This window comes from uncultured Kocuria sp. (genome assembly GCF_947500125.1).
GTDB lineage: Bacteria > Actinomycetota > Actinomycetes > Actinomycetales > Micrococcaceae > Kocuria.
In genome coordinates this window covers 21,511-36,704 of the sequence record NZ_CANMRA010000016.1, presented here as the reverse complement: position 1 = coordinate 36,704, position 15,194 = coordinate 21,511, and the positions used below count along the sequence as shown (strand labels likewise).

The 15,194-nt window shown below is 67.9% G+C and carries 14 protein-coding genes; 5 read left to right on the top strand and 9 right to left on the bottom strand.

All coding sequences use genetic code 11. The features are described from left to right. Positions 1-4: 4 nt before the first annotated feature. Genes Q0817_RS11735 through mobC form a run of 3 tightly spaced genes read right to left on the bottom strand, consistent with a single transcriptional unit; the run spans position 5 to position 2,678 of the window. Complete coding sequence (locus Q0817_RS11735; protein WP_075871006.1) at positions 5-775, bottom strand: hypothetical protein; 771 nt, start codon at positions 773-775, stop codon at positions 5-7. Between the two features lie 2 nt (positions 776-777). After that, positions 778-2,292 (bottom strand): relaxase/mobilization nuclease domain-containing protein, encoded by a 1,515-nt coding sequence (locus Q0817_RS11730; RefSeq protein WP_075871007.1) that lies wholly within the window; start codon positions 2,290-2,292, stop codon positions 778-780. After that, positions 2,289-2,678: a plasmid mobilization relaxosome protein MobC gene (mobC, locus tag Q0817_RS11725; protein ID WP_075871008.1), complete on the bottom strand. Its 390-nt coding sequence runs from the start codon at positions 2,676-2,678 to the stop codon at positions 2,289-2,291. Before mobC ends, Q0817_RS11730 begins: the two co-directional genes overlap by 4 nt. Before the next feature lie 214 nt (positions 2,679-2,892). Here mobC and Q0817_RS11720 point away from each other — a divergent pair, with 214 nt between their 5' ends. Beyond that, entirely contained in the window at positions 2,893-3,225 is a 333-nt protein-coding gene (locus Q0817_RS11720; RefSeq protein WP_053005138.1) for a hypothetical protein, read from the top strand. Positions 3,226-3,504: 279 nt separating this feature from the next. Here Q0817_RS11720 and Q0817_RS11715 read toward each other — a convergent pair whose 3' ends face one another. The 5 genes from Q0817_RS11715 to Q0817_RS11695 all read right to left on the bottom strand — a co-directional run bounded on the left by Q0817_RS11715 (position 3,505) and on the right by Q0817_RS11695 (position 11,362). Next, positions 3,505-8,544 (bottom strand): helicase-related protein, encoded by a 5,040-nt coding sequence (locus Q0817_RS11715; RefSeq protein WP_238986121.1) that lies wholly within the window; start codon positions 8,542-8,544, stop codon positions 3,505-3,507. A 56-nt stretch (positions 8,545-8,600) separates the two neighbouring features. Beyond that, positions 8,601-8,990 (bottom strand): hypothetical protein, encoded by a 390-nt coding sequence (locus Q0817_RS11710; protein WP_047804886.1) that lies wholly within the window; start codon positions 8,988-8,990, stop codon positions 8,601-8,603. A 320-nt stretch (positions 8,991-9,310) separates the two neighbouring features. Continuing rightward, complete coding sequence (locus Q0817_RS11705) at positions 9,311-9,949, bottom strand: Abi family protein (RefSeq protein WP_047804915.1); 639 nt, start codon at positions 9,947-9,949, stop codon at positions 9,311-9,313. A gap of 247 nt (positions 9,950-10,196) precedes the next feature. Then, positions 10,197-10,733 carry a DinB family protein gene (locus tag Q0817_RS11700; RefSeq protein ID WP_047804885.1) on the bottom strand — a complete coding sequence of 179 codons (537 nt, stop codon included), beginning with the start codon at positions 10,731-10,733 and terminating at the stop codon, positions 10,197-10,199. Continuing rightward, positions 10,730-11,362, bottom strand: coding sequence for a class I SAM-dependent methyltransferase (locus tag Q0817_RS11695; protein WP_047804884.1), 633 nt, complete (start codon positions 11,360-11,362; stop codon positions 10,730-10,732). The genes Q0817_RS11700 and Q0817_RS11695 overlap by 4 nt, the downstream gene beginning before the upstream one ends. A 216-nt stretch (positions 11,363-11,578) precedes the next feature. Between Q0817_RS11695 and Q0817_RS11690 the strand changes: the two genes are divergently transcribed. The 3 genes from Q0817_RS11690 (at position 11,579) to Q0817_RS11680 (ending at position 14,208) form a co-directional block, all read left to right on the top strand. Then, positions 11,579-11,998, top strand: a complete 420-nt coding sequence (locus Q0817_RS11690; RefSeq protein WP_238986120.1) for an isoprenylcysteine carboxylmethyltransferase family protein — start codon at positions 11,579-11,581, stop codon at positions 11,996-11,998. Between the two features lie 255 nt (positions 11,999-12,253). Beyond that, complete coding sequence (locus Q0817_RS11685; RefSeq protein ID WP_047804883.1) at positions 12,254-13,468, top strand: Nramp family divalent metal transporter; 1,215 nt, start codon at positions 12,254-12,256, stop codon at positions 13,466-13,468. A gap of 44 nt (positions 13,469-13,512) precedes the next feature. Beyond that, the gene (locus tag Q0817_RS11680; RefSeq protein ID WP_047804882.1) at positions 13,513-14,208 is read left to right on the top strand and encodes a metal-dependent transcriptional regulator; all 696 of its coding nucleotides are present in this window, start codon (positions 13,513-13,515) and stop codon (positions 14,206-14,208) included. Between the two features lie 39 nt (positions 14,209-14,247). Here the strand turns inward: Q0817_RS11680 and Q0817_RS11675 are convergent, their stop codons facing one another. Then, positions 14,248-14,796 carry a DUF3093 domain-containing protein gene (locus Q0817_RS11675; RefSeq protein ID WP_238986119.1) on the bottom strand — a complete coding sequence of 183 codons (549 nt, stop codon included), beginning with the start codon at positions 14,794-14,796 and terminating at the stop codon, positions 14,248-14,250. Positions 14,797-14,810: 14 nt separating this feature from the next. Here Q0817_RS11675 and Q0817_RS11670 point away from each other — a divergent pair, with 14 nt between their 5' ends. Beyond that, positions 14,811-14,975: a hypothetical protein gene (locus Q0817_RS11670; RefSeq protein ID WP_158041147.1), complete on the top strand. Its 165-nt coding sequence runs from the start codon at positions 14,811-14,813 to the stop codon at positions 14,973-14,975. The last annotated feature ends 219 nt before the right edge of the window (positions 14,976-15,194 follow it).

Genomic DNA, 15,194 nt, shown 5'->3' with positions numbered 1-15,194 from the left:
GGCCTCAGCCCAGCTCCAGGCCCCTCTCCCGTCCCGCTGCGCGCCCGGTGTTCTTCCGCGCCTTGGGGCCGCGTTGGGTGGATCGCACGGCGTCGATCGGGGGCGTGCCCTGGTCCCGGTCCGCCGCCAGGCGTGCGCGCACGCCATCACGGCCTTCCTCGGTGCCACCGAGGGCGTCCATGAGTCGACTGGCCAGGTTGGCGCGCCGGTCCCCGGAGTCCCACAGCTCCTCGGCCTCAGCGGCAGCATTGCGTGCATCGGTGTCGTTCTGGAGATCGCCACGGCCAGCCTCAGCGGCGTTCAGAGCGGCGGCGGCGTGGTCACGTTGGGCGTCCACTGTCTCGCGTGCGGCTGCCTCCTGCTCGACGGATTCGGTGCGCTGCGGCTCCGGGGTCCGCTGCTCGAGGTAGTCCTCCACGCTCAACCCGTGGCGTTCCTTCACTTGCCCCTCGATCCGTCCTCGCGCGGCCTGGGCGACCTCGTCGTGCTGCTCCCACTGCCGGGCCAGCCCGTAGTGGCCGGCGATGTCTTCCGGCTTGGCGGTCTCCCAGAACCGGTCCTGCTCCACGGGCGCGAGCTCGGTGCGCATCACGGCGCGTTCGGCTTCGAAGCGCTCTTCCAGCTCACGCCGCCGGTGCTGCTGCTCCGTGACACGTTGGCGGACCTGTTCGGCGCGCTGGCGGGCCATCATCTCGCCCCAGCGGCCGGCCACGGCCATCGCCGCTTGGAGGTCTCGGGAGAGCAGGTCGTTCACGCCGTCGGGTTGTGTGCTCATCTCTACAGCTCCATTCCGTGGTCCGTGCGGGGGGTGCGGTCGACATAGGGAGTGGGAACGGCTGTGGGGCCCTGGGTCTCGCGCAGCGCACCACGCTCACGCACCGGTCCGGCATGGGAGGCGGTGCGCGTCCGCGTGGGCTTCACGTCCGGCAGGGGCTCCGCCACGACCGAAAGGTGCTGCTGGAAGGCGTCCACGATCAGCTGCGTCTCGCGCAGCTCTTTGTTGGCCTGGTGCATGTCCTGGAATGCCCGGGTCATCCGCAGCATCTGCTGCATGATGAGCGCCTGCGCCATCGGGGACGGAGCCCGCGTGGCCGCCAGCAGGAAGGCCGTGGTGCCACTGGTGCGCAGCGGCGCCTGCAGCGGGGTGGTGATCTTCACCCCGGACCGGTGCGCGGACCGGGCCAGCACCCGGGCCGTGCGCCCTAACGGTCCTTGGCCGTCTTCGGTGGCGTGCGACCACGCGGCGAACACCCCAGAGGCTTCACGCGCCGCGTGCGCCCACGATTGGTGGTCGTCCGGTGCGATCTTGACCAGCCGCCGGCGGACCTCTTTCAGCTCCCCGGCCAGCCGCCGGGCGGTCTCCTCGTCCAGGGCCGCACCGGGTGCGTCCGGGTGGACGATGCGGCGGTGCCGCTTAGCGGCCATCCATTCCACTGATGCTTCTTGGGCGGCCTCGGGGGTGTCCGGCCAGCGGGTGCGCAGGGACGGCAGCGTGAGGTCCTGGGCGAGCTTGCCGCCACCGAACCACAGCGGTCGCATGCCCTTCGGCGGGCGCTCCGCCACGGAGTACCCGGTCACCACCGAGTCAGTACCGGCCGCGAAACGGGGGTGCACGAGCATGTTCGCCCGACGCATCTGACGCACGAACTGCGCCTCTGATTCGGCGGCCACCGCGCACGCCCGCACGATGCGCTCCAGCGCGAACCGGGTCGGCTCCCTAGTGCTGTCCCGCCGCACCTCGCCCTGCTGTAGCCACCGTTCGGAGTGGTTGCCGAGCTGGATGAGGTTGAAGTCCTTCTCGATGCCTCGGGCGACCTTCTGCGCGCGGGAGAAGTCGTTGCCATCGGCCCACTTCGTCCCGTCACTGCGGATCGTGGAGGCCATGATGTGGATGTGGTCGTTGCCCTTGGTGGAACGTCCGTGATGCACCGCCACCCACTGGCAGCCGGCCTTGGCCCCAGCCTCGGTGAAGTCCATCTCGTCCATGAACCGCTGGGCGATGTCCGACCATTCCTGATCGGTGACCTCGCGGTCCTGGTACGGGATCGACAACGAGCAGTGCCAGATGTGTTTGGTGTCGGCGTCCACCCCGAAGGCGCGCCGGTTCAGGTCGATCTCGCGGGCAATCGACACCGCGGCTTCCTCGTTGAGCTGCGCGTCGTCGTGCCAGGCCATGATGAGCGGCGATCCGCCCACCAGGTGTGGGTCGGTGTGCTCGTTGGAACGGCCTGGACCCACCAGGTACTTCATCAGCCCGATCGGCTTGTCGCCCTTGGTGATGTTCGGGATCACGGGATCAACTCTTCGATCTTGGCCAGCACTTCGTCACCGAATCGGCGGGCCTCCCGCAACGTCTCTGCCGTCTCGGGCAGCACTTCACCGGTGCTGTTGGCGTGCCGGGCGATCTGGTTCACGTTGTTGGCGATCGTCGCCATTTGGTGTCGCATTTGAATCAGCTCGGCCAGCTGGTTTCGTCGTAACTGCACCGCCACCGGATCCGCCGATCCGAACACCGCCTCGACCATCAGCGCCGAGGGCGAGAGCCCGGTCTGCTGCTCCAGCACCATCAACGCAGCACGCTCTGACTCCGACATGGACACCCGGACGTACTGGGTCTTGCCCTCGATCCGCTTCCGCCTCGACTTCCACACCCGACGCGGATTCTCCTGCTCCACCACAGCACCTCCTCTCCTTGCCGGCCCAGCGCAGCGCCCCCACTTTGTGGGCCCCGCACGACCAGTGTGCCACCGCAAAGCCCCGTGGGCTAGCGGTGTACGCATTTTATGGCACATAAAACATAGCTTTGCTCCGCTGGGGCACCACGGGTGCGAAACGCCGGCGGAACGCCCGTGGACTGTGGAACGCGCCGTGTGCGTCCGTTAACGTGGGGGCATGGCGAAGCTCACTGACCCCCAGCAGGCAGAAGAAGCAGCACAGCGGCTGCTCAACGACCGGATGGACTATGTCCGCCGGGCGATTACCGCACGAGGCGCTCTCGACGAGGCCCGCGAGGCCCTCAAAGAGGCCGAGAAGAACGATGCCCAGGCGTTCCAGGCCGCCGTCAACAACGGCGGATGGACCGCCGAGGAGCTACGCAAAATCGGGCTCGCTGCACCCGAAAAGGTACAGCGCGTGCAGCGGCGTAAGGCGGCTAAAAATGGTGCCAGTCCTTCGTCGGACAGTGCTCCCGAGGAGCTGGCGGAGTCGGCTGACACTGCCTCCTGACGGAGTGAATCGTGGCTGAGGCACTGGCCCCGTGCCCACATGGGCACGGCAAAAGCTCCCATCGCTCCGCGGCTTTTCCCGCACCCATGATGGACAGCGAGGACCCCATCCGACCACCCGACCACAGCCGGCAGGTCACCTCACGCCCGACCGTGGCACTTCCGTAGCCGCCAGCTGTGGACGGCTTCCCGAGCACGTGGTCACCACGCAACGACGGTGCCCGCTCCCCCAGTGGGGAGCGGGCACCGTTCATCTGAATAGACCTAGCAGAGCGAGTATTTACAGCTCCAAGCCGCCCTGCTGGGGACGCTGCTCGTCGTGCCGCCGCGCCACCTCGAGCGGACGCCCGGGGCCGTTTCCACCATGCCCGCCACTGCTGCGACCCGCGGTGGGAGCGTCGGGGAAGTTAATGCGCATCCGCTTCTTCAACGCCTCCAGCTCCGGATCCAAAGTCGGTTGCGGCGTCTCTTCTCCGCGCATGGCGCGCCCAATCCGTTCGACCTCCCAGCGGGCGGCTTCCAGTGCGTCCTGGTGCTTGAACGGGACACCCAAAGCTTCCCGGGCGTCGACGGCTTCCTGCCGGGCGGACTCCAGGCCCGCTTCACGCTTGGTGACTTCTTCCGGCAATGCCCGCACCTGGTTCTCCAGCCGTTGGATCATTCCGACACTTGGGTTCAGCGACGTCGCGCGGGTGACTTCAACGGCTACACCGGGGGCATCGTCGATGCGCAGCTCCACCGGTGAGGCGCTCAAGTCGGCCAGGTTCCCCGGCCGCTGCACGACCCGGATGTCGTGGCCACCGATCGCACCGACGACACCGAGGTCCGTCTCCCCGGCCCTCGGCGGGCGCGAGGTGGCGTGCGCCCCGGCCCACCGCTGCCAGGCTTCCGCCGCCTCGGTGCGCTTGTCGTAGGTGGCCCCGTTGATGGTCATCCGGAACTTCGCACCGCCGAGCTCATCAGTGGTCCGCTCGGCCGCTGCTCGGATCGCGGGGATCTCCTGCTCCAGCGCATCCGCGCGCGCCTGGGCGGCGTCCTTGCGGAATACCAGCGAGGACTGGTTGCGGTGCCAGGCCCGGTTCAACCGCTCCAACCGGGCCAGCTCCTGATCGGCCTTCGACTTCTCCAAGATCAACGGATTGCCACTGGAGATCGCCTTCACCTCGGCGAAGGACAGCGTGTTGTCCCCGACGTCCTCGATCTCACGCACGTCCAACCGGCCGCGCATGATCTGGTCGATGAACTTCGACTTCCGCTCCAGCGTCTGCCACATGAAGGTGTCGAACGACCCCTTCGTCACCACCTGGGAGATGGCGACCTCCAGGTTCTGGTTGCCTTGGCGGATGATCCGCCCGTGGCGTTGGGCGATGTCAGCCGGGCGCCACGGGGCGTCCAGGTCCACCAAGTGCACCGCCCGCGCCTGGATGTTGGTCCCCACCCCCATCCTCTGCGTGGAGCCGATCAGCACGGCGATGTCACCAGCGCGGGCGGCGGAGAACAGCCGGCCCTTCTCAGCGTCGTTCTTCGCCTCGTGCATGAACCGGATCTTCTCCGCCGGGATACCCCGCTGGACCAGCTGGTCCTTGAGCTCGTCGTAGACGTTCCACTTCTCCGTCGACGGGGTGCTCTGATCGCAAAACACGATCTGCAGCCCACCCCGGGTGGGGTGTTCCTCGCCGCTGGCCGGATCCAGGAACACGTCGTCCCGGTGCTCCTCGTGCACCTGGGCGATCAGGTCCGCAGTCACACTGACCTTGGTCTCCGAGACGATCGACCCCAGCTCCGGATCGACCAGGCGCATGTCCAAGGCGGCCTTGCGCCCATCGGAGCTGACCTTGAGCATGTTGTCCTCGGTCCGGTCCACTAGACGCGCCTGGATCGCCTCGGCCCGCCGGCCGATCTCTTCGATGTACGCCTCGAGCTCCGCAGAGGCCTCTACCGGGACCATGCGTGGCAGACGTTTCCCGTCCTCCCGCTCCACCAGATCTGGAGTAGGGAGTTTGAGGTCCTCGGCGGTCTTCACGTCGGCGAAGGTGTGGAACATCTTCAGCAGCTCCGGGACGTTCTGGAACTTCGCGAAACGCTCCTTGAGCTTGAAATGGTCTCCGCCGGCCACCGAGAGCTCCATCTCGGTCACCACCTGACCGAAGGTCGCCGCCCAGGTGTCGAAGTCGTGGATCCCGGCCCGCTCCAGCAGCTCCGGGCCGAGGTAGCGCTGCATCACGTACATCTCGGTCACCGAATTGGCGATCGGGGTGGCCGTGGCCCCGGTCATCACGCGGTCCCCGTGCTGGGATCGTAGGTACTCGACCTTCATGTGCAGGTCGGTGGCCCGGCCTGATCCTGGATCGATAGCCGCGTCTTGGATGTTCGAGGGTGTCGAGAGATTCTTGAAATCGTGTAGCTCGTCGACCACCAGGTAGTCGATGCCGGTCTGCTCGAAGGTGATGCCGGGGTCGGTCGACCGGTCCATCTTCTTCTTGAGCTTTTCCTCCGTAGCTTGGAGGCGCGCTTCCATGCGCTTGATCGACATGGTGTCCGCCCCGCTGGCTGTGGCCCGTTCGTTGGCCGCCTCTAGTTCGGCGCGCTGGCGCCCCACTTCGGAGAGGTTGTAAGCGTTCTTCGACTCCTCGGAGAGCTCGATGCGCTCAAACGCTGTACGGGTCATGATGATTCCGTCCCAGTCGCTGGCCGCCGCACGGGCGACAAAGGTGCGCCGCTTCTCGCCCTTCAAATCGGCCGAGGAAGCGGCCAGGATCTGCGCCTGGGGGTAGAGCTGCAACCACTCCCGGGTGAACTGCTCGAGCATGTGATTGGGCACTACCACCACTGGTTTGCGCGCCATGCCCAACCGGCGCAGCTCCATCGCCCCCATGACCATCTCAGCGGTCTTGCCCGCCCCCACCTCGTGGAAGAGCCCCACCGAGGGCTCCGAGAGCATCCGGGCGACGGCCGCGCGCTGATGCGGGCGCGGGGTGAAGTTCTTCACCAGCCCCGGGAAGCTCAGCCGCTCTCCCTCGGCGGTGTAGTCGCGCAGCACGATGGAGTTGAACCGCCGGTTGTACTCATCCACCAGCCCCGCCGCCCGAGCAGGGTCCTCCCACACCCACTCGCTGAAACGCTCCTGCATCAGCGCCGCCTTCTCCTGTGCAGCGGTGGTCTCGGTGGCGTTGACCACCCGGCGGTTGCCCTCGGGGTCGGTGGGGTCTGGGTCGGTGACCTGGATGCGGCGCTGCTCGGTCAGGTTCTTGAAGATGTCCCCGGCGGCCATCCGTTCGGTGCCCCAGTCGTTGCGGGCGGCGAAGACATGGCGGCTGGCTTTCACGTCCCAGGTGGCCCCGCTGATCCGGTCCACCCGCGCCGCCGGGTCTTTGATGATGTGGCGCAGGAACTGCTCGTGGATTTCCGGGGCCACCCACACGGCCCCGATGCGGGCCTCGATCTCATCGGCTCCCAGTGGGGCCGGCAGTACGGCCTCCAGGGCCGCGACGTTGGTCTGGAACCGCGCCTCGGCAGCCGAAGCGGCTCGGGCCGTGTCGAGCTTCTCCCGCACGTCCCCGGACAGGTACTCCGCCCGGGTCTCATAGACCCCCGGTTCCCCGGGCATCTCGTAGACCAGCTCCCCGAGGGACTCCCGCGCCGACGCCTCGTCGGTGCCCAGCAGCCCGGCGATGTTGGCCAGCTCCACCGCACCGAGCGTGTCGAGGGTGACGGCCAGGGCCTCATCGGGGGTGTCCACCCCGAGCACGGGCCGGCGCGGTTGTACCTGACGCTGAGACAGCAGACCGGCCGGGGCCGCGGTGCGGGTGCCCTCGTCGAAGTGCTCCAGGGCCAGCACCAGCGGTCCGAACGGGTCGTCGCCCAGCAGGGCCACCGCCGGCGGGGTGACGCGGGCCAGGATGTCCGCCCCCGCCTCGTCGTATTTACCGGTGCGGCGTTCGGTGAACCGGTTGATCGGCCCGTAGCGGTCGTAGTAGTCCAGGTAACTGTCCCGCAGCTGCTCGCGCATCGCGTCGAGCTCCGGGGTGTCCTCGACGTTGGCGGCCTCCAGGCTCAGCACGGCCCGTGCGGCATCGCGCAATCCCAGGAGGGCACGCAGTTCGGAGTGGCGGGTGCGGGCCACTTTCAATGGTGCGTGCATCCCGTCCACGGTGACCTGGGTGAATCCCTCGGCCCCGCGGTCGGTGATGTGCCCGATCTGCTCCTGCTCACCGGCCGGGATCAGAGCCGCCGCCTCGAGCTCCTGCTTCCCCGTGCGTTCGGCCATCCCGCGCCCAGCCGCCACCGCCTGCCCGGTGATCTCCGCCAACTGCTCGTGCAGCCGGTCCCCGGTGACAGTCAGGTCCTCAGCGCGCACGGTGAGCGTGGCGGAGCCGTACATCCCGTTGCCGATGGTGGGCTGCCCGAGTACCCGCTGAGGGTTCTCGAGGAAGTAGGCGTTCATCCGCCCCCGTTGCCCATCCAGCTCCACCGGGGCGGTGTCCACCCAGGACTGATCCAGCGGCTCCTCCCCGGCCAGGCGGCGGCGGAAGATCAGCACATCGGTCAGCGCGTCCGTGCCAGCAGCCCGGCGGTGGGCCCCTGTCGGCAGGCGCACCGCGCCCAGCAGATCGGCGGTCGCCGCCATCTCCCGGCGGGCCGCAGGGTTCTGCGCATCCAGGGTGAACGCGCTGGAAAGCACCCCGACCACCCCACCAGGCCGGGTGAGGGCCAGGGACTTGAGGATGAAGTGGTTGTGCATCGAATGCCCGCCCGCGTTGTGCCGGGCATCGTGCAGAGAGTTCCGGGAGAACGGGACGTTGCCCACCGCCGCGTCGAAGACCCCGCTGGGCATCCGGGTGTCGGCGAAGGACTCGGTGCGGATGGTGGCTTCTGGGTAGATGGCCTGGGAGATCGCCGCGGTCACCGGGTCCAGCTCCACCCCGGTCATCTGCGTCCCCTCAGGCGCCAGGCCGATGAAGGTGCCGACACCAGAGCCCGGCTCCAGCACCGCCCCGCCCTGGAACCCCAGCCCGCTCAGGGCGCCCCAGACCTCGGTGGCGATCGCCGGGTCGGTGTAGTGGGCATTGATCACCGTCCGCCGTGCGGCCGTGTACTCGGCCTCATCCAGCAGCTCGCGCAGTTCGGCCCGCTCGACCTCGTACTCGGTGCGGGACTCGTCGAAGACTTCCGCGACCCCACTGGCACCCCAGGACCCCCACCGGGCCAAGGTGACCCGCTCAGTCTCGGTGACTGCCCGCTCCTCGGCCTGCAAAGCACGTAGTACGCGCAGGGCTGCGAGGTTGGCCCTGAACCTCGCCTGCGCACCAGAGGGGGCCAAGTCGTCCTGGGTGCGCGGGACGAAGCGCCCAGCCGCAAGCTCAGGGCCGCCCAGGGTCAGTCCTGCTCGGCCTCCTGCCGGGCCACCTCGTCCCAGTACGCCCGGTCCTCCCGATTGATCTGCTCCACGACCCGCAGCATCTGCGTCACTCCGGACTCCTCCTCGTCCTCCTCCGGCTCCTGCTGCACCGACGGGTCCGGGGTCAGCATCTCCGCGCGCACGATCTCCTCGGCCTGCATCTTCGACGCGTTCAACCGCCCCACCTTCTCCAGGTAGGCCTCCCCCGCCGGATCCGGGCCAGCCAGCTCCATCATCAGCTCGCCCACCCGCTGCGCCGCCTCCTCCCCCAGCGCCTCGAACCACTGAACCGGATCCGGGATCAGGGCGTACTCCGCCGGCGCGGTCGTCTTCCACGCTTCCTGCGCGAACTTGCCGTACGTGTTCATCACGAACCTCCTCGGGTTCCGGGAAGAGAAAGGCATCAATGCTCAGCTGCCCCTCGACTTGTGTCCTCTTGCGGGCTCGGGCCATGGGGGATCTCCTGAGTGCTATCGGGAATCTCCCCCTCACGCTACCCAGCCATTCCATGGCCGGCTTGTAGAACACGCACCAGCAAACCCCTATTATGTTGATATGTCAACATTAAGACGTTGTGTGCTCCGCTCCTTCACACCAGCAATGGCAGCTAGGGGCGTTTCCAACGATCGAGACGGCCGAAAGCGGGATGCCGTACGGCAGCAGAGGATCACTGGTAGGACGAACGGGCTCATGGCCGTCCGGGGCGAGAGACCATCAGGGCGTGCACCCGCGAGGTCTCCCACAGCCATTGAGGGGCTTGGGCGTCGACGTAGCCGGCGATGAAGGTGAGATCGGCGAAGTGCTGGGCCACGTTGGTGTGGAAGATCGGTTCGTGATGAGCCACCCTGTTTCGCAGGTCGTGCACCCGGGCCACCACCGTCTCCAGCTCCTGCCGGCTCCGTTCATGGCGAGGCACCCCTTGGAAGCCGGCCTGGACGCGGGGCCACACGGTGGACTGATGGTGACTGGTGAGCAGGTAGCGCCAGAAGCCGAAGGTCAGTTCGGCCACGACCCGGCCAGATGTGACCTGGCGGCCACCGCGGCCGGCACGTCCTTTCGCGGTGGCGATCTCTCGCTGAGATCGTGTGTTGAACCGGTAGTACGGGTCGTCGTACCAGGCGCCGTGGGTGGAGTGTGGTGCCAGTTGGGCGTGGACGACGTTGCGCAACAGCACCTCGACATGTCCGATGAGTTCGAAGAACGCCCCCGTCAGTTCCGCGTTCCACATGTAGAGCGCCACCGTGTCCTCGGGAGCGGCGGCGTACTTGGACAGCCGATCGGTACTGACCCACCCCTCGAGCTGAGCCTGACTGGGAACGAAGGGCACTTGATGCCTCACTTCACGGTGGATAGACTGGATGGCGAAGACCCCAGAACGATCCCTGCTCTGAAAGATCGAGCACATCGCTGGGGTTTCAGCTTTTAATCCAGGCTATCGAGGTGCCGGCACATCTCTGGGATCAGGATGGCCCTACCAGCGCCTTCCTCGGTTCCCGCGGTGACGTGGAGCAGACGTGCACGATGTCCACGCTGGAACCGCAGTTGCATCACCAGGTCCGTGCATCGGAGCGGGTTCACGGTGCTCGGCTGAGCGTCAGCTGCTGGCGGTGGTGGTCGTAGTGCTGGGTGCCGTAGTGGTAGATCTCGGCCAGGCTCATCCAGTCTCGGAAGTAGGGATCCCAGTGCACCGGCATGTGCATCCCGCGGGCCAGCGCATCCTCCGACTCGGTTTTGAGCCGGGCCTGGAGAATGTCGAGGGTGCGGTCGAACCACCGGATCAGCCGCGGGCCGTGGATCACCCGGGCCGCACCCCGGTCGCTCTGGTAGTTGATGACGTGGAAAGCTCCGGTGCCGGCCTCCAGTGCTCGGGCGAAGCTGCGGCTGACCTGATCGGGCAGCCGGCCCATCAGACGCACCAGGGGCAGCAGGCGGCGCACGATGAGGTAGCCGAAGAACATGTGGAACAGCAGCTGCCCGTTGGTCCACCGGGTGCCCGACGAGGGCCGGCGCAGATCCGCAGGGGTCGCTTCGGTGACCAGGGCGTGGAAGTCCGCGCGAACCCGCTCCAGCTCCGCATGGATGGCCTCGGAGGTGAGGGGCGCGCTGTTCATCGACTCCTCCTGGAAGTGATGTCGTTGCCGGAAGCGTCCTGGGCATTGCCCGGCTTGTGAGCGATAAAGCGCAGAACCCGACCACCGAAGGACAGCCGGAGGGCGAGTGGGCCCAGGCCAGCATGGTCGAGGACTGGCCCGAAGGCTTCCGGTTCGATGAGCCGGTGCGGTGACCGGTCGGCACGGTGCACCAGAGATGCCATCGGTGAGGCCAGCAGGTCGTATCCCACGAACGCCCCGCCCGATCGCAGCACCCGGGCCGCCTCGGCCACCGCGCGTTCCCACTCGATGACGTGGTGGAGCATCAGGAAGCTCAGAACCGTGTCGAACGACTCGTCCTCGAAGGGCAACCGAGTGGCATCGGCCTGACGCGCCTGAGCCAGGGGGAACCCGGCCAGACGGTCCCGCGCGGCCTCGACCATCACCGGATCGGCATCGGTCGTGGTGAGCCGCACCCGGGGGTTGGCTCGGGCGATGGCCTCGGCCATCGCACCGCTGCCTCCACCGATCTCCAGCACATTCCCAGTGACGGGGAACCCCTGGGTCGCCCACGGAACCATCCGCCGAGCGACAAGACCCCATGGCGCGCTGCGACAGAAGGAGGCTTCCAGGGCGGACATCTTTGGCATGGTCTCCACCTTTCGGCGCACGCATCGTGTCCGCCGAGCCTAGTTCCACGATCGACGGCAGTGAACCGTCCAGGCAGGAGGTGGGGCAATCTGGCCGTTCACTCCTCCCGGGGCGGGGCGCGAGGGAGCCGGGGTCCCGTCGTGGGGCTGAGCTCAGCCGGTGGGTGAGCCCTGGTCCTCGGCGCGGCCGGACCCGCCTTTGCCCTCACCGGCACCGTGGCCGCACCCCGGCTCCCGCAGGTTTTCCCCTGGGCCGGGGCGGTCGTCACCGTGGTGGGTTTCCTCGGTGTGCTGGCCGCCCAGGCCGGCATGGGCGCCTCCTGGCGGGGGGGTGTAGATGCCACCGAGCGGACCGAGCTGGTCGCCACCGGGGCTTTCGCCGTGGTCCGCAACCCGATTTTCGCCGCGATGCTCACCACCCTGGCCGGCCTGACCCTCCTGGTGCCCACTGCGGTCACGGCAGCGGCGTGGCTGTGCCTGCTGGTGGCCGTGGAGCTGCAGGTCCGTCTCGTCGAAGAGCCCTACCTGCTGAGCACCCACCGACAGGCCTACGCCTCCTACGCCGCTCATGTCGGCCGGTTTATGCCCGGTCTCGGCCGACTCCGCCGCATATCCCTGGGCGAGCAGATCTCCTGAACCCAAGACACCCCCACTGGCTGACAGTTCCCCCACCCCAGGAGGCCAGCACCGTCCGGAGTTCCATGCCCCTGTGATCGGCTGTCGAGGCGCCCAGCCCCTCCTGCGCGCACGTCTGGGGGCATGACCAAGCCCTCGAGGCCAGGCCCCCATTCCCCGCGCCGGAAAGTTCGTATAGCTTAACTTTCTATGAGGACCGGGACCGGGCGCACCGGCTCAACAGGTGTTGCCGCCACTTCCCCAGGAGAGCGGTGGGTGCGCCGCCAACCGCTGCCCTGGTTGTTGGGTCCAGCCTTCGTGGCCGCGGTCGCCTACGTGGACCCGGGCAACGTCGCGGCGAACCTCACCGCCGGCGCCCAGTACGGGTACCTGTTGGTGTGGGTGCTGGTGGCCGCCAACATCATGGCCGTGCTCATCCAGTACCTCTCGGCCAAGGTCGGGCTGGTCACCGGATCGAGCCTGCCCGAGCTGCTGGGCGACCGCCTGCCCCGAGGCCGGCGGCTGGCCTACTGGGTCCAGGCCGAGCTGGTGGCCGCGGCCACGGACCTGGCCGAGGTGATCGGCGGGGCGATCGCCCTGCACATCCTTTTCGGGATTCCCCTGCTGGCCGGGGGCGTGATCGTCGGGGTGATCTCGATGCTGCTGCTGCTCCTCCAGACCCACCGAGGTCCCCGGTTCTTCGAGTTCGTCGTGACCGGCCTACTGGCGATCGTCACCGCCGGTTTCGTCACCGGCTTGTTCTTCGGTCCCGTGTCCTGGGATGAAGCCGTCGCCGGGATCGTCCCACGATTCGACGGCACCCCGACGGTCCTGCTAGCCGCCAGCATGCTCGGAGCCACCGTGATGCCCCATGCCATCTACGCTCACTCCGCTCTGGCCCGTGATCGCCATGGGCACTCGGTGCCTACCGAGGCCCTGCCGCGGCTGTTGACTGCCACCCGGTGGGACGTGCTGCTGTCCCTGCTCGTGGCCGGGTCGGTGAACATCGCGATGCTGCTCCTGGCCGCGGGCAACCTCGCCGGAGTGCCGGGCACCGACAGCATCGAAGGAGCCCATGCGGCGATCACCGCCGCCCTGGGCCCGGCCGTCGGGGTCGCCTTCGGCATCGGGTTACTGGCCTCCGGGCTGGCCTCGACCTCGGTGGGCTCCTACGCCGGATCAGCGATCATGGGCGGGTTGCTGCACGTGCGCATCCCGGTGTTCACCCGCCGGCTGATCACCCTGATCCCGGCCCTGGTCATCATCGCCGTCGGGGTGGACCCGACCTGGGCGCTGGTGCTGTCCCAGGTGCTTCTGAGCCTGGGTATCCCCTTCGCCCTGATCCCGTTGGTGCGACTGAGCAGCAACCGGGATCTGATGGGCGCCTTCGTGAACAAGGTGGCCTTGACTGTCGCCGCCTGGGTGGTCGTGGCCCTGATCGTGTCGTTGAATCTGGCGCTGATCATCCTGACCGCCACCGGGGCCGATTGAGTGGGCCCGGCAGCTCCGGCGCGGCACTCGGTAGCGTGGATCCCATGGACTTAAGTGAGATCACCCCGGTCGCCCAGGACTATCTCAAGGCGATCTGGTCGGCCACCGAATGGGGCGACCCGCCGATCACCACCACAGCCCTGGCGGCGCGGATGGGGACCTCCGCCCCCAACGTCACCGACACGGTCAAGCGACTGGCCGCCCAGGGGCTCGTCGAGTACCAGCCCTACAAGCCCGTCACCCTCACCCCGCAGGGGCGCGCGTACGCGGTCGCGATGGTGCGCCGGCACCGACTGCTGGAGACCTTCCTCGTCACCACCCTGGGGTATCCGTGGGAGGAGGTCCACGACGAGGCCGAACGTCTCGAGCACGCCGTCTCCGACGCGATGATCGAGCGCATCGACGCCCAGCTGGGAGAGCCTACGGCCGATCCGCACGGGGACCCGATCCCCACCGCGCAGGGACGCACCCGCCGCCCACGCAACACCACCCGGCTCACCAGGGCGAGGCCGGGACGATACGAGATCGTTCGTCTCTCTGATGCCGACCCGCAACGCCTGACCCGGTTCCGCGCCTGCGGCCTCGTGCCGGGCGGGCCTTTTCGTGTCATCGCCCAGGGAGCCAGCGGAACCACCGGTGTACCGGGGAACCAGCACACCGCGATCGATCTGGCACCGGTGGAAGCCGAGGCCATCTGGGTGACACCCATCCCCATCCTCAATACTCTCCGGAGCCACTGAGAGCTGGTCACCGGACGAGCCCCTCACAGGACGCCGGTCTCAGCCGGCGGAGAGGATCTCGACGATGCGCTCCGGATGACGGGTCGAGGTCAACCAATAAGGGGTGGGATCCACGGGATCGGTGATCTGGATGCGGACCACCGGTCCCACGGAGACGCGGAAGTTCATGTAGGCGCGGGCGTCAAGCTCGGGGCCCCGCACCCGTTGCACGGCGCTGCCGCGAAACGCTTCGGCCTCGCCCACAAACCGGCGCTCGATACGGGCCCGCCCCACCTGCAACGACTCCCCGGTGATCACGATCCCGGTGCTCGAAACAATCAACGCCACCGCAGTGCCGCCGGCGACCACGGCCCCGACAGCGGCCCCGACCCACATGTTGATCGGGGCCAGGGCGATGAGACCCACCAGACCCGCGAAGAGCACGAGCAACCACATCCACCACGCGGCCGACAGCCTCTCCTCGTACAGAACCGCTTGAGGCTCGGCCTTCGCGGGAAGGTTCTCGACCCTGGATCCGTCCGGGGAAGATCCCTGGTCGCTGCTGGGTTCATCGGGTGGGAAGGCGCCGGAGGACGCATGATGGGACATGCTGCAACCCTCTCATGACAGCGATCCCGGGGACCGGCTGTTCCATCACCCCCGGGGAGCAGAACCAGTGCGATCTGCGGTTCCTGCACCGGCCGGGCAGTCCGGCCGTGACCTCCGTGGCGCAGTCGATAGTCACCCACCGGCAGTCCGAGGTCGGCGAGGTGGAAGACCTGCTGTAGTAACTCGCCCCGCACGGTCCTGCACTCGGGAGGGCCGGCGTGTAATGGCCTTGGCTGGTGGCGCTACTACGAGGCATCCTCTGGCGGGGTGTCCCATGGCCGCTGAGATCCCCGGAGGCCATGGGGAAGAGGATCCGGGAGGTTGCCGGTTCCCGCTTGGCGGGCACTGCTGGCAAGGCCCGGTACTGGCGATTCTTGCCTGTGATCACGGGTGGCCCG

Coding starts and splice junctions, on each gene's coding strand:
- Q0817_RS11700 (WP_047804885.1), bottom strand. CDS start 10,733: ATGAACAGCGCGCCCCTCACCTCCGAGGCCATCCATGCGGAGCTGGAG.
- Q0817_RS11735 (WP_075871006.1), bottom strand. CDS start 775: ATGAGCACACAACCCGACGGCGTGAACGACCTGCTCTCCCGAGACCTC.
- Q0817_RS11675 (WP_238986119.1), bottom strand. CDS start 14,796: ATGTCCCATCATGCGTCCTCCGGCGCCTTCCCACCCGATGAACCCAGC.
- Q0817_RS11720 (WP_053005138.1), top strand. CDS start 2,893: ATGGCGAAGCTCACTGACCCCCAGCAGGCAGAAGAAGCAGCACAGCGG.
- Q0817_RS11680 (WP_047804882.1), top strand. CDS start 13,513: ATGGACTTAAGTGAGATCACCCCGGTCGCCCAGGACTATCTCAAGGCG.
- Q0817_RS11695 (WP_047804884.1), bottom strand. CDS start 11,362: ATGCCAAAGATGTCCGCCCTGGAAGCCTCCTTCTGTCGCAGCGCGCCA.
- Q0817_RS11670 (WP_158041147.1), top strand. CDS start 14,811: ATGACAGCGATCCCGGGGACCGGCTGTTCCATCACCCCCGGGGAGCAG.
- Q0817_RS11710 (WP_047804886.1), bottom strand. CDS start 8,990: ATGAACACGTACGGCAAGTTCGCGCAGGAAGCGTGGAAGACGACCGCG.